General features: G+C 65.8%; 15 protein-coding genes and 4 tRNA genes. 5 read left to right on the plus strand and 14 right to left on the minus strand.

The window, feature by feature from the left end; translation table 11 throughout:
- Positions 1 to 13: 13 nt before the first annotated feature.
- The 10 genes from rplA to NS2_RS20845 all read right to left on the minus strand — a co-directional run bounded on the left by rplA (position 14) and on the right by NS2_RS20845 (position 5,165).
- A complete protein-coding gene (gene rplA / locus NS2_RS20800; RefSeq protein WP_033088696.1) occupies positions 14 to 724 on the minus strand; it encodes a 50S ribosomal protein L1 in 711 nt (236 codons plus the stop codon).
- Positions 725 to 818: 94 nt separating this feature from the next.
- The gene (gene rplK / locus NS2_RS20805) at positions 819 to 1,253 is read right to left on the minus strand and encodes a 50S ribosomal protein L11 (RefSeq protein ID WP_033088695.1); all 435 of its coding nucleotides are present in this window, start codon (positions 1,251 to 1,253) and stop codon (positions 819 to 821) included.
- A gap of 169 nt (positions 1,254 to 1,422) precedes the next feature.
- Positions 1,423 to 2,247, minus strand: a complete 825-nt coding sequence (gene nusG, locus NS2_RS20810) for a transcription termination/antitermination protein NusG (protein ID WP_033088694.1) — start codon at positions 2,245 to 2,247, stop codon at positions 1,423 to 1,425.
- A 134-nt stretch (positions 2,248 to 2,381) separates the two neighbouring features.
- Positions 2,382 to 2,771, minus strand: a complete 390-nt coding sequence (secE, locus tag NS2_RS20815; protein WP_033088714.1) for a preprotein translocase subunit SecE — start codon at positions 2,769 to 2,771, stop codon at positions 2,382 to 2,384.
- A 97-nt stretch (positions 2,772 to 2,868) separates the two neighbouring features.
- A tRNA-Trp gene (locus NS2_RS20820) sits at positions 2,869 to 2,941 on the minus strand.
- Positions 2,942 to 3,180: 239 nt separating this feature from the next.
- The gene (locus NS2_RS20825) at positions 3,181 to 4,227 is read right to left on the minus strand and encodes a fused (3R)-hydroxyacyl-ACP dehydratase subunits HadA/HadB (protein WP_033088713.1); all 1,047 of its coding nucleotides are present in this window, start codon (positions 4,225 to 4,227) and stop codon (positions 3,181 to 3,183) included.
- Between the two features lie 194 nt (positions 4,228 to 4,421).
- Positions 4,422 to 4,592, minus strand: coding sequence for a 50S ribosomal protein L33 (gene rpmG / locus NS2_RS20830; RefSeq protein WP_029925945.1), 171 nt, complete (start codon positions 4,590 to 4,592; stop codon positions 4,422 to 4,424).
- 43 nt (positions 4,593 to 4,635) lie between these two features.
- Positions 4,636 to 4,708 (minus strand) — tRNA-Met (locus NS2_RS20835).
- 80 nt (positions 4,709 to 4,788) lie between these two features.
- A tRNA-Thr gene (locus NS2_RS20840) sits at positions 4,789 to 4,861 on the minus strand.
- A gap of 222 nt (positions 4,862 to 5,083) precedes the next feature.
- A tRNA-Tyr gene (locus tag NS2_RS20845) sits at positions 5,084 to 5,165 on the minus strand.
- Between the two features lie 141 nt (positions 5,166 to 5,306).
- Here NS2_RS20845 and NS2_RS20850 point away from each other — a divergent pair.
- Entirely contained in the window at positions 5,307 to 5,801 is a 495-nt protein-coding gene (locus NS2_RS20850; RefSeq protein WP_033088693.1) for a YajQ family cyclic di-GMP-binding protein, read from the plus strand.
- Here NS2_RS20850 and htpX read toward each other — a convergent pair.
- Both htpX and NS2_RS20860 read right to left on the minus strand, forming a co-directional pair.
- Positions 5,789 to 6,676, minus strand: coding sequence for a zinc metalloprotease HtpX (gene htpX, locus NS2_RS20855; protein WP_033088692.1), 888 nt, complete (start codon positions 6,674 to 6,676; stop codon positions 5,789 to 5,791). The genes NS2_RS20850 and htpX overlap by 13 nt on opposite strands.
- A gap of 82 nt (positions 6,677 to 6,758) precedes the next feature.
- Positions 6,759 to 7,781, minus strand: coding sequence for a polyprenyl synthetase family protein (locus NS2_RS20860; protein WP_033088712.1), 1,023 nt, complete (start codon positions 7,779 to 7,781; stop codon positions 6,759 to 6,761).
- Between the two features lie 179 nt (positions 7,782 to 7,960).
- On the opposite strand from NS2_RS20860, the gene NS2_RS20865 reads away from it, so the two are divergent.
- Together NS2_RS20865 and NS2_RS20870 are read left to right on the plus strand one after the other, a co-directional pair.
- A complete protein-coding gene (locus NS2_RS20865) occupies positions 7,961 to 9,235 on the plus strand; it encodes a geranylgeranyl reductase family protein (RefSeq protein ID WP_033088691.1) in 1,275 nt (424 codons plus the stop codon).
- On the plus strand, positions 9,232 to 9,651 hold the full coding sequence (locus NS2_RS20870; protein ID WP_033088690.1) for a helix-turn-helix transcriptional regulator: 420 nt from the start codon (positions 9,232 to 9,234) through the stop codon (positions 9,649 to 9,651). The genes NS2_RS20865 and NS2_RS20870 overlap by 4 nt, the downstream gene beginning before the upstream one ends.
- Before the next feature lie 3 nt (positions 9,652 to 9,654).
- On the opposite strand, the gene NS2_RS20875 is transcribed toward NS2_RS20870, so the two are convergent.
- On the minus strand, positions 9,655 to 11,304 hold the full coding sequence (locus tag NS2_RS20875; RefSeq protein WP_033088689.1) for a purine-cytosine permease family protein: 1,650 nt from the start codon (positions 11,302 to 11,304) through the stop codon (positions 9,655 to 9,657).
- A gap of 195 nt (positions 11,305 to 11,499) precedes the next feature.
- Between NS2_RS20875 and NS2_RS20880 the strand changes: the two genes are divergently transcribed.
- Positions 11,500 to 11,949, plus strand: a complete 450-nt coding sequence (locus NS2_RS20880) for a VOC family protein (RefSeq protein ID WP_033088688.1) — start codon at positions 11,500 to 11,502, stop codon at positions 11,947 to 11,949.
- A 60-nt stretch (positions 11,950 to 12,009) separates the two neighbouring features.
- Here the strand turns inward: NS2_RS20880 and NS2_RS20885 are convergent, their stop codons facing one another.
- Entirely contained in the window at positions 12,010 to 12,513 is a 504-nt protein-coding gene (locus NS2_RS20885; RefSeq protein WP_033088687.1) for a DUF2505 domain-containing protein, read from the minus strand.
- A 39-nt stretch (positions 12,514 to 12,552) separates the two neighbouring features.
- Here NS2_RS20885 and NS2_RS20890 point away from each other — a divergent pair.
- Positions 12,553 to 13,039: DUF3592 domain-containing protein (locus NS2_RS20890; RefSeq protein WP_373867323.1), on the plus strand; the 487-nt coding region annotated here is incomplete at its 3' end.

Below are 13,039 nucleotides of genomic sequence, written 5' to 3' on the forward strand. Positions count from 1 at the left end.
CCGCGCAGAGGAATCAGTCTTCCTCGGCGAAGTTGCGGGTGCGGTTCGGATCCACCGGGATGCCCGGTCCGGTGTTCGTGGAGAACGTCACCTTCTTGACGTAGCGGCCCTTCGCGGTGGAGGGCTTGACACGCAGGATCTCGTCGAGCGCGGCGCCGTAGTTCTCGGCCAGCTTCTTCTCGTCGAAGGAAGCCTTGCCGATCACGAAGTGCAGGTTGGCCTGCTTGTCGACGCGGAAGTTGATCTTGCCGCCCTTGATGTCCTGAACGGCCTTGGTCACGTCGGGGGTGACGGTGCCGGTCTTGGGGTTCGGCATCAGACCGCGCGGGCCCAGGACACGCGCGATACGACCGACCTTGGCCATCTGGTCCGGGGTGGCGATGGCGGCGTCGAAGTCCAGCCAGCCGCCCTGGATGCGCTCGATCAGGTCCTCGGCGCCCACGGCGTCGGCACCGGCGGCCTCGGCCTCGGCGGCCTTGTCGCCGACCGCGAACACGATGACGCGGGCGGTCTTACCGGTGCCGTGCGGCAGGTTGACCGTGCCGCGGACCATCTGGTCCGCCTTGCGGGGGTCGACGCCCAGACGGACGGCGACCTCGACGGTCGCGTCGGTCTTGGTGGTCGCGGTCTCCTTGGCCAGGCGCACGGCGCTCAGCGGGGAGTACAGCGCGGCGCGGTCGACCTTGGCGGCCGCCTCGAGATAAGCCTTGCTTCGTTTTGCCATGATTGTCTGTCCTTAAGTAGTCAGAAGTGGTTGCGGGACTGGCCGTCCCTCCCACCAGAGGCTCTGCATCCCTTTGCAGCGATACAGGAGGCTCTTACTCCGCGATGGTGATACCCATCGAGCGGGCGGTACCAGCGATGATCTTCGCCGCGGCGTCGATGTCGTTGGCGTTCAGGTCTTCCTGCTTGGTCTTGGCGATCTCACGGACCTGGTCCATGGTGATCTGCGCGACCTTGTTGCGGTGCGGCTCGGCCGAACCCTTCTGGATTCCCGCGGCCTTCAGCAGCAGACGCGCGGCGGGCGGCGTCTTCAGCTTGAAGTCGAACGAGCGGTCTTCGTAGACCGTGATCTCGACCGGGATGACGTTGCCACGCTGCGACTCGGTCGCCGCGTTGTACGCCTTGCAGAACTCCATGATGTTGACGCCGTGCTGACCCAGCGCGGGGCCGACCGGCGGGGCCGGGTTAGCGGCACCGGCCTGGATCTGGAGCGTGATAAGCCCAGAGACCTTCTTCTTCTTCGGGGGCATCTTTCTTCCTTGGTTAGGTTCCTTACGGATTACCCGTAAGCCTTTTCCGGGATGTGCGCCTCGGGCAATGTCAACTTCTTCCCAGCCCTAGGCACAACCCGGCAAGTCTACGTGAACGCGAAAAAGGCGGTGACACCGGGTGAAATCCGGTGCCACCGCCTTCGCGCGACTAGATCTTGGCGACCTGCGTGAACGCCAGCTCGACCGGAGTCTCGCGGCCGAAGATCGAGACCAGCACCTTGAGCTTCTGCTGCTCGGCATTGACCTCGGAGATGCTGGCCGGGAGGGTGGCGAACGGGCCGTCCATGACGGTGACCGACTCGCCGACCTCGAAGTCGACCTCGATGACCGGCTTCACGATGGAGGTCTCGCCCGGGGCCGCGGCGGCAGCGGCGGCGGTCGCCGGGGCGGCCTTCTTCTGCTGCGCGGCCGGGACCAGGAACTTCACGACCTCCGGGATGGTCAGCGGAGACGGCCGCGAGGTGGCGCCGACGAAACCGGTGACACCGGGGGTGTTGCGCACCGCGCCCCAGGACTCGTCGTTCAGCTCCATGCGGACCAGGATGTAGCCCGGCAGCACCTTGCGGTTGACGTTCTTCTTCTGGCCGTTCTTGATCTCGGTGACCTCTTCGGTCGGCACCTCGACCTGGAAGATGTACTCCTCGAGACCGAGGTTCTGCACGCGGGTCTCGAGATTGGTCTTCACCTTGTTCTCGTAGCCGGCGTAGGAGTGCACGACGTACCAGTCGCCGGGGGCGCGACGCAGGGCCGCGGTCATCTCGGCCACCGGGTCGGCGGGCTCGTCGGTGATCTGCGCGACGGGCTGCGCGGGTTCGTCCTCTTCGGCGTCGGCCGCGAACTCGTCGGCACCGGCCGCGAACTCGTCGGCGAAGCCCTCAGTGTCTTCGACGTCCTCGACGTCCGCGGTGGTCTCGTCGATCACCACGTCATCCACCGGGAATTCCTCGGTTGTGCCGTTCTCCGGGGTGCTCACTGGGGCACTCGCTTCCTTAGTCGTCACGTAATCCTCTGCGCGCCGGGGCAATACGCCCGGCGGATGGTCCGCTCCCCGCCTCTGCACGGGGGCCGGTCACCGGCCGCGACGGTCAGACGCGGTCATCGTGCCGCCTAGCCGAAGAGCCAGTTGACACCCTTGATGAACGCCAGATCCAACCCGCTGATGTACGCGATCACGAAGATCACGAACACCAGGACAACGCTCGTATAGGTGACCATCTGCTTGCGGTTGGGCCAGATGACCTTGCGGAGCTCCGCCACGACCTGCTTGAGGAAGGTCAGCAGGCGTACGAACGGATTGCCCATACCGCCGCGCCCGGCTTTTTTGTCTTTGCCGGACTTCTTGGTGGTTGCCTTGGCCGAGTCCGACGGTCGTTCGATCGTCGCGACGGCGCTGGACGACGCGGCACGTGCGCGCCGGGCGGACCGCTTGCCGCTCGGCCGAGCTACCGCGGCGGTCTCATCGCCATCTTCGTGGCGAATATCCCGCTCGTCGCTCACGCCCACTCCTCGCTTCGCTCGTCGCGGGCGTGCGCGACGCGCGCTGTGCCAATGGCTCGCTCGCTCACGTCGATCCTCTCTACGTCGGCATCCAGGGCAGGGGCGACAGGACTTGAACCTGCAACCTGCGGTTTTGGAGACCGCTGCTCTGCCAGTTGAGCTACGCCCCTTCGTCTGGACGGGGTTTGGTCCAGCCACTGTTCTTATTCAGTTGTACACGGGTTTTCACACAACATACGCGCCGCTCCTCGGAGCAGCGCGCATCGGCTGGTGACCCCAGATTCCCGAGTGTACGTCACCGCGCGAGGCGATCGCCAATCGGGGTGTCTGGGGCGGTCCGCGGCGTGGCGGTCCGACCAGGGCTTACCCGCGCGCGAAGGGCGCGCCGGGCAGCCCGGTGGGACGGGGGTCAGCCCAGCTGGACGGTCGCGGTGGCGCGGCCGAAGATCTTGCGGCCCTCCGACTTTGCCACGATGGCGATGACCGCGGTGCGGGTCTCGGGATCCACCGACTTCACCTTGCCGGTGTACTCGATCTCCGCCGGGCGATCGATCGGGACGTACACGGGGCTGGTGAAGCGCACGTTGTACTCCTTGACCGCACCCGGGTCGCCGAGCCAGGAGGTGACGAAGCCGCCGCCCAGGCCCATGGTCAGCATGCCGTGCGCCACAACGTTTTCCAGGCCGACCAGCTTCACGACATCGTCGCTCCAGTGGATCGGGTTGGCATCGCCGGAGACGCCGGCGTAGTTCACCAGATCGCCACGGGTCAGCTGCACCGTGCGCGCGGGCAATTCGTCCCCGGCGGCGATGTCCTCGAAGCGGCGGGTGCGGGCGCCGGCGACCACGCTGCCGGTCGGGAAGACCGTGACGGCCTGCTCGGGCGAGTCGATCGCGACCGGCTTGTCGGCGTCGGCGGCGTCCGGGCCGACCCCGTGCATGAGCACATTGCGCACGGCGTCACCGATATTGGGATCGATGTCACCGCCGCTGCGGCCGATCAGGGTGGTGTAGGTGGTGAGCACCAGCTCGTCGTTCTGGGCGACCACGTCGTTGCGGGTGACGATGATGTCACCGCCGAAGGCCTGCCGGAACGAGTGCAGGTAGACGATGCAGGACAGCTGGTCCCCGGCCTTGATGGGCCGGTGGAATTCCAGGATCTGGTCGGTCTGCATGATCTGGCTCAGGTCGTAGCCGGTGACGATCTGCTCGAAGAGCTTGCGCTGGGCCAGGATTCCGACCAGGGAGATGAAGGTGAGCGGGGCCACCAGGGCGTCGTGGCCGTGGGCGCGGGCGACATCCTCGTCCCAGTGCACCGGGTGGTAGTCCTGCACGGCGCGGGCGTATTCACGCACCTTCTCGCGGCCGACCTCGTAGTAGTCCTCGACGCGGTAGTGATGGCCGACCATGGCGGCGGCATGCGCGGCGGGGTCGAAGGTCTCGGCGGATTCGACCATATCGGCCTCGGTGATCTCGGTGTTGATCGTCACGGCAGGAAGTCCCTATCTGATCCTTCATCAGGATCGGGCGAGAGCGCTGAACCACCGCTATATACACCAAGTGCCGGACCGGAGCCAATGTCCCTTTCTAAGAGACGATGTGGCTGGCCGATCCGGCACTGTTTCCACGCGGTAGAACGCGCGGGGTTAAGTTAGCGAGACTCGCGGTGCGCCCGGTGGGTACCGCAGTTCGGGCAGAACTTCTTCAGCTCGAGGCGGTCCGGGTCGTTACGCCGGTTCTTCTTGGTGATGTAGTTGCGGTGCTTGCACTGCTCGCAGGCCAAGGTGATCTTTGGCCGGATATCAGTGGACTTCGCGGCCACGATTTGCCTTCTTTCCGGTCAGCCTGATTGGAATATCAGTATGTAGCGATGGCCGGACTTGAACCGGCGACACAACGATTATGAGTCGTTTGCTCTACCGACTGAGCTACACCGCCATCTGGTGTCGGTACTTGACGGCGGGAAGGTCCCGGTCCTGCAAGGAGAAGCCGAGTCGGTCACCACCGGCAATCCGGCGAGCCCCCTAACGGAATCGAACCGTTGACCTTTTCCTTACCATGGAAACGCTCTGCCGACTGAGCTAAGGGGGCGTGTCTGTCTTGCTCCGGACCAGGCCGGGGCGCTGACGACTTGAACGAGATTACACACTGCACCGCCGCACTTCCAAATCCGGTGTTCAGAGCATGTTTTGAGATGCGCCGGAGGGGTAGTGGCGGACCGGAGCCGCCCAGGCGGGACAGGCCCGAATACCCCGGGCGAGACAGACCCAAATACAAAGAACCCCGCGGATTCTCATCCACGGGGTTCTCGGGTGGCAGATGTAGGATTCGAACCTACGTAGGCATAGCCGACGGATTTACAGTCCGCTCCCATTGGCCGCTCGGGCAATCTGCCTGGGTTACGCCTCGCGGCGCGGTAACGAGAATACATCCAACCCCCTCCCGCAATGCAAACCGGCTGGATATCGCCACGCCGCAGGTACTAGCGTCGGCGTGCGAACCCCCAATTTTCCGATCTCGGACAAGGAGCACAAGCGTGGCCGATTCGTCGTTCGATGTGGTGAGCAAGATCGATCGCCAGGAGGTGGACAACGCGCTCAACCAGGCCGCCAAGGAGCTGAGCCAGCGCTACGACTTCCGCGGCACCGGCGCGAGCATCGAATGGTCCGGCGAGGAGAAGATCATTCTCAGCGCGGAGTCCGAGGACCGGGTGAAGGCGGCGCTGGATGTGTTCAAGGAGAAGCTGATTCGCCGCGACATCTCGCTCAAGGCGTTCGATGCCGGTGATCCGCAGGCCTCAGGGAAGGTGTACAAGATCACAGGCGAGCTGGTGCAGGGCATCACCACCGAGAACGCCAAGAAGATCGCGAAGAAGATCCGCGACGAGGGCCCCAAGAGCGTCAAGGCGCAGATTCAGGGCGAAGAGCTGCGGGTCAGCTCCAAGAACCGCGACGACCTCCAGGCCGTCATCGCGCTGCTCAGGGGCGGCGATTTCGATATCGCCCTGCAGTTCGTGAACTACCGCTCGTAGTTGCGGTTTCCACCGGCCATCTCCTCGAGGCGGGCGATACGGTCCGCCATCGGGGGGTGGGTGGAGAACCAGCGCGCCATCGCCTCGCCGTTGCGGAAGGGGTTGGCGATCATCAGGTGGGATTGAGCCGTCAGCTGCGGCTCGGGGGGCAGCGGGGCGGCCTGGGTGCCGCGTTCCAGCTTGCGCAGGGCCGAGGCCAGCGCCAGGGGATCGCCGGTGAGTTCCGCGCCGTCCTGGTCGGCCTGGTACTCGCGGGAGCGCGAGACCGCCAGTTTGATGAGCGAGGCCGCGATCGGGCCGAGCAGCGAAACCAGCAGGATGCCAATCACATTCGGGCCCTCGCCGTCGCGATTGCCGCCGAAGATGCCCGCGAAGAAGGCCATCTGCGCCAGCCCGGAGATCACCGAGGCGAGCGCGCCCGCGACCGAGGAGATCAGGATGTCGCGGTTGTAGACGTGCGAGAGCTCGTGGCCGAGCACTGCCCGCAGTTCGCGCTCGTCGAGGATCTGCAGGATGCCGGTGGTGCAGCAGACCGCGGCATTGCGCGGATTGCGGCCGGTGGCAAAGGCATTGGGCGCGTTGGTGGGGCTGATGTACAGGCGCGGCATGGGTTGCCTTGCGGCCGTGGCCAATTCACGCACGATGCGATACATCGCGGGGGCTTCCAGCTCGGTCACCGGCTGCGCGTGCATCGCCTTCAAAGCCAGCTTGTCGCTGTTGAAATACGCGTAGGCATTCATACCCACGGCCAGCAGGATCGAGAAGACCAGAATCGTGGGATTGCGGAACATCGCCCCGGCGAACACGATCAGCGCCGACATCCCGACCAGAAGCCCGAACGTCTTCAACCCATTCGCATAACCGTGCCCATGCATACGGTCTCCTTCCGACGCCCCCTCATCGCTGAGTTACACGAGGTCAACGATAGAACCGCGGAGTGAAGTTCCCGGTTATCGGTCAGCCGACGCGTTCGATGGTGTAGCGGACGAGCTGTTCGAGGGCCTCGTTGGCGGGGCCGCCGGGCAGGGCGGAGAGTTCGGCGTGGGCGATGTCGGCGTAGCCGTGCAGCTTCTCCTTGGCCAGCACCAGGCCGCGGGAGCGGGACAGCAGGTAGAGGGCCTCGTCGACCTCGGCGTCGGTCTGCAGCGGGTGCGCGAGGAGTTTGCGCAGGCGGTCGCCCTCGGCGCCCTCGTCGCGCAGGGCGTAGAGGACGGGCAGGGTGTGCACGCCCTCGCGCAGGTCGGTGCCGGGGGTCTTGCCGGACTGCTCGGAGACCGAGGAGATGTCGATGATGTCGTCGGCGATCTGGAAGGCGGTGCCGACGGCGTCGCCGAGGCGGGCCAGGCGTTCGACGTGGTCGGTGCTCGCGCCGGAGAAGGTGCCGCCGAAGCGGCCCGCGGCGGCGATCAGCGAGCCGGTCTTCTCCCACACCACGCGCAGGTAGTGCTCGACCGGGTCCTGGGACTGCCGGGCGCCGATGGTCTCTCGCATCTGGCCGGTGACCAGTTCGGCGAAGGTCTCGGCGATGATGCGGACCGCGTCGGGGCCGAGGGTGGAGACCAGGCGGGAGGCGTGCGCGAACAGGTAGTCGCCGGCGAGGATGGCGACGCTGTTGCCCCAGCGCGAGTTCACGCTGGGTGCGCCGCGGCGCATGGACGCCTCGTCCATGACGTCGTCGTGGTAGAGGGTCGCCAGGTGCACGAGTTCCACGACGGTGCCCGCGGTGACCAGGTCGGGGCTGGTCGGGTCGGGGCCGAGCTGGCCGGTGAGGATGGTGAACAGCGGACGGAACCGCTTGCCGCCGGCCTTGGCCAGGTGCAGCGCCGCCTCCTGCAGGAACTCCTCGCCGTCGGACAGCTCGGTGATGAGCAGGTCCTCGACCTCGATCAGGCCCTTACGCACAGTTGCGGCGAGCTCGGGATCACCCAGATCCACCCCCGCGACCACGGTGCTCTCATCGCTCACAGCTGATGCGCTCATTTCATCTCCCAGTGCCGCGTCCGACCCCACGCCAAAGAACCTAGCGTGTGGACCGATCACCCCCTATGCACACCACCGTAGTGGGACGGAACAAACACTCGCCATTCGAATACCGACCGGACACGGTGTGACAGAGGGCAAATATGCACGCCCGGTGATGTGCTGCGAGTATTGACCGCATGGGTTCACCGGAAGTCGCGTCCGAGCAGGGGAAATCATCGGACGTATTGCCTTCGCACGCCGATGTCCTGGTGGTCGGGGCGGGTCCCGCCGGGTCCGCGGCGGCCGCGTGGGCGGCGCGGGCGGGTCGCGATGTGCTGCTGACCGATTCGGCGGTGTTCCCGCGCGACAAGACCTGCGGTGACGGACTGACGCCGCGCGCCACCGCCGAGCTCGAGCATCTCGGGCTGGGTGACTGGGTGCGGGCGCACACGGTCAATCGGGGGCTGCGGATGGCCGGGTTCGGGCGGGAGGCGCTGCTGCCCTGGCCCGACGGGTCCTTCCCGGCCTACGGAAGTGCCGTTCCGCGAACCGAACTCGACGACAAGCTGCGCGAGACCGCGGTGAAGTCGGGTGCGCGCATGGTGGACGGGGCCAAGGTGGTGGAGGTGGCCCGCGAGGGCGACCGGGTCACCGGAGTGACCGTCAAGACCGACGGCGGGCTGCGCGCGGTGTCGTGCAAGACGCTGATCGTGGCGGACGGGGTGCGCTCCCCCGTCGGAAAGATGCTGGGCCGCACCTGGCATCGGCAGTACGCGTACGGGACGGCGGCGCGGGCGTACATCAAATCCGCGCGCAGCGATGACGAGTGGATCACCTCGCATATGGAATTGCGGGACGCCGCCGGGGAATTGATTCCCGGCTACGGCTGGGTCTTCCCGCTCGGCAATGGCGAGGTGAATATCGGCGTCGGTTCACTGGCCACCGAAAAGCGGCCGTCGCATATCGCGTTGAAACCGCTGCTGCAGCATTACGTTTCGCAGCGGCGCGCGGAATGGGGTTTCGAAGGCGAGGCGCGGGCGGTGGCCTCGGCGCTGCTGCCCATGGGCGGCGCGGTGTCGAATCTGGCCGGGCGCAACTGGGCGCTGATCGGCGACGCCGCCGGATGCGTGAATCCGCTCAATGGCGAGGGCATCGACTACGGCCTGGAGGGCGGGCACATGCTCGCCGGGATTCTGGATCATCCCGATCTGACCCACATCTGGCCGGAAATGCTGCGGGAGCGCTACGGCCGCACCTATTCGGTGGCCCGGCGGATCGCCGGGCTGGCCACGCATCCGCGCACGGTGCCGCTGGGCGGGCCGCCGATGATGCGGTCGAAGCTGTTGCAGCGCACCGCGGTCCGGGTGATGGGCAACCTGGTCACCGATGAGGACGTGGACCTGACCGCCCGGCTGTGGCGAGCATCGGGGCGGGCCTCGCTGCGATTCGACAAGATTCGGCCCTTCACATGACGAGTCGGCCGGTTCCCGAGGCTCTGCTGCCGCATCTGCGGCGAGCACGGGATCTGGCCGACCGGAATTACGCGGAGCCCCTGGATCTGGATGCGCTGGCGGCGGCCGCGGGGGTGTCGAAGTACCACTTCCTCCGCTGTTTCGCGGCCACCTACGGCAAGACGCCCGCGGTGTACCTCGCCGAGCGGCGGATTGAGCGGGCGCAGGATCTGTTGCGGGCCACCAATGTGACGGTGACCGAGGCGTGCATGCTGGTCGGTTACAGCAGCCTCGGGTCGTTCAGCAGCAAGTTCACCGAACTGGTCGGGATGTCGCCCTCGGAGTATCAAGCGAAGTTCGCGGCCGAGGGCGCACCCCATATTCCAGGTTGCTACGTCTTCATGCACGGTCTCTCGGATCGGAAACCGCTGACCTAGTGGCTATTTCGACGGCAGTACGTGGATGCCGGTCTTGTCGGTCGACAGCGCCAGCGAGCTGATGTACTGAATCTCGCCCTCGGGTCCCGGGACCGCCGAGGCGATCATGTCCGGACGTTCGAACTCCATGCCGGTGACCACACAGGTCAGCGTCTCCCCCGACGGGTTGCCATGCTCGTCGAACATGTCCAGCTCGATGCCGTCGTGGTCGCGGCGCAGGTAGTACTTGCCCTTGGTGAGAATGGCGGTCAAAGGCGTGGCGACGAACGAGACCACCACGGCCACAATGGGCGAGTACGGCTTCAGGGTCTCGCCGAAGAGCCCGAAGAAGGTCGCGATGGACAGCACCGCCGACAGTCCGAAGCCGACCAGGCCGACCGGGTTGAAGTCGTAGAGCATGCCGCGCCGGAACTCCGGCTCCCTGGGCGAGATCTTCAGCACGTACTTGTTGATCACGATATCTGTTGCGACGGTGACGATCCAGGCGATGCCGCAGTTGGCGTAGAAGCCGAGGATGTTGTTGAGGAAGTCGAACATATTGGCTTCCATCAGGATCAGCGCGATGGCCAGGTTCAGACCGAGGAACACGATGCGACCCGGGTAGGTCTTGGTGACGCGGGTGAAGGAGTTGGTCCAGGCCAGCGAGCCCGAATACGCGTTGGTCACATTGATTTTGATCTGGCTGATGACGACCAGGGCGACGGCCAGGGTCATGGCCAGCCAGGACGGCATCATGTCGCGGTAGATCTCGAGGAACTGGTGCACGGGCTGGTTGGCGATGTTCTGCGCGCCGGGCAGGTTCGCGATCAGGTAGACCGCCAGGAACAGGCCGACGACCTGCTTGACCGCGCCGAAGAGCACCCAGCCGGGTCCGGCCAGCAGCATCCAGCCCCACCACTTGCGGGCGTTCTCGGGGGTCCGGGGCGGCATGAAGCGCAGGTAGTCGATCGGCTCGGCGATCTGGGCGATGAGCGAGAGGCAGACACCGGCGGCCAGCAGCGCGCCCGACAGGCTCACGCCTCTGCCGTCCTGGCCACCGTAGGACAGGAACGTGCCGACCGAATCCGGGTGGCGCACCAGCAGGAAGGCGAAGGGCGCGACCATCAGGATCAGCCACAGCGGGGTGGTCCACACCTGGAGTTTGGCCAGGGTGTTCATGCCGTAGATGACCAGCGGGAAGATCATCACCGTGGACACCAGATAGCCGATCGGGAGCGGCACGTGCAGGCCGAGTTTCAGGCCCTGCGCCATGATCGAGCCCTCGAGGGCGAAGAAGATGAAGGTGAACGAGGCGAACACGATGTTCGTCACCACCGACCCGTAGTAGCCGAAGCCGCTGCCGCGGGTGATCAGATCCAGGTCGATGTTGTAGCGCGCCGCGTAGTAAGCCAGCGGGAAGCCGGTGAGCATGACGACGATGGCGAAGATGCCGATGCCCAGCAGTGCGTTACCCGTGCCGTTGGCGATGCCGATGTTCGCGCCGATGGAGAAGTCGGCCAGGTAGGCGATGCCGCCCAGGGCCGAGACGCCGACCACGGCCGGGCTCCATTTCCGGTAGCTGCGGGGCGCGAACCGCAGCGTGTAATCCTCCAGCGTCTCCTTGGACGCGGCGACCGCGTTGGCCGTCGGGGTTTCTACCTGAACCACCGGCACTCCTCGTTCGGGCTCGTCGCGAGCTGTTTTCCGCTTTCGAGAGTGGTCAGCAATTGTTGATCCCGGCTTACCGAACTATTGCACAGCGGTTACAGCAGGCTCACCGAGGTTCCGACTGTGTGAACTCAGCTATTCCCGGGAATCGCGCAATTTCGGAGAAGCCCGCGCGGACCTGCTGTCCATAGCCTGGAAGACATGACGACCATCACCAATGTCTCGCTCGTGACCGTGTACGTAACCGACCAGTCGGCGGCGAAGGAGTGGTACATCGACAAGCTGGGCTTCGTGGAACACAGCGATGTGACCATGGGCGACAACGGGTTCCAGTGGGTGACGGTGGCCCACCCGAATCACCCGGAGCTGGAGGTCACGCTGATGATCCCGGGTCCCCCGCTGGACGACACGCTCGCCGAGGCCATCCGGCGCTCCATGGCCAATGGCACGCACGGTGCACTGGGCCTGCGAACCGACAACTGCCAGAAGACCTTCGAGGAACTCACCGCCAAGGGCGTGGAGTTCGTGCAGCCCCCGGCCGAGCGCCCCTACGGCGTGGAGGCCATCATCCGCGACAACTCCGGCAACTGGCTGGTGCTGATCGAACCCCGTGAGTTCGATCCGGCCACGGCGCAGTTCGGGCCGGAGTAATCCCCCCCCCGATCCGGCCCGTGGATGCGGGACCACCCCCGCATCCACGGTTTTCCGGGATCAGGCGTTCTGCGCGGCGAACCAGGATTCGACGGACTTGCGCTCGCTGTTCATGACCTTCTTGAGCAGGTTCTCGACCAGCGGTTCGATGGCCCCGCCCACCAGCGGGACCTTCACGTCGACGGTGCCGGTGGCCTCGATCTCGGAACCCTCGGCGGTGGGCCGCAATTCGAACGCGCCCGCCATCTCGGTGGTGATGCCGCCGGAGCGGCCGGAGCAGCCGCCCTTGGCGACGCCGTCGGACAGCGGGCCCCAGGAGTCGGTGCGCTCGAGCATGAGCTCGCTCTTGAGCACCTTCTGGACGATGCCGGGAATCTGGTCTTCGGGCGCCTTTTCGGTCATATGGATCTGAATGGTGCCGGGGCCGTCCGGGTGGGTGAGCTCCAGCGTGGCGGTGGACGCTCCTTCGAAGCGGGCCTGCCACATCTCGTCATTGGTGAGTGCCCGGTGAAGATCTTCGACCGGGACGCTGTACTGCACGGTGAAGCTGAATTTTCGGGACATGGCGAAGACCGTAGCCCAGGGATGGAATAGCCTGCTGAAGTGTCGGAAACTAGCCAGTCTCATAGCGCTGAACAGCACAGGGCGGTTCGGTTGCGGCGGGCTCGGATCGGGGTCGTGATCACCGCGGCCACGTTCAGCTTCCTGGCCGTGCTGCTGGTGCTGGCGGCCTGGCGCGACGACCACCTGATCAACTCCGACAAGGGCGTGACCAGCGCCGAAGTGCTCTCGGCGGGCACGCTGCGCTCGGCGGTCATCTTCGTCACGCCCGACGGCGAGACGCACAACCCGAAAACGGGCGTGCTGTATCCGACCAAACTGACCGTCGGCGAACGCATCAATGTCGAATATCGGCGCAGCGATCCGGATCTCGTACGCGTGGCGGGTCGCGATGCGCGTGTCGCCATCATTCCGGCGCTGTCGGTCATCGTGGTGGCGTGGGCCATCGCCCTGCCGCTGCTGTGGCTCCTCGGCTCGCCGCCCACGCTGTGGCTCGGTGCGCTGTGGACCCGCGCGCGAACTAGTGTCC

It is taken from the genome of Nocardia seriolae NBRC 15557 (genome assembly GCF_007990715.1).
Classification (GTDB): domain Bacteria; phylum Actinomycetota; class Actinomycetes; order Mycobacteriales; family Mycobacteriaceae; genus Nocardia; species Nocardia seriolae.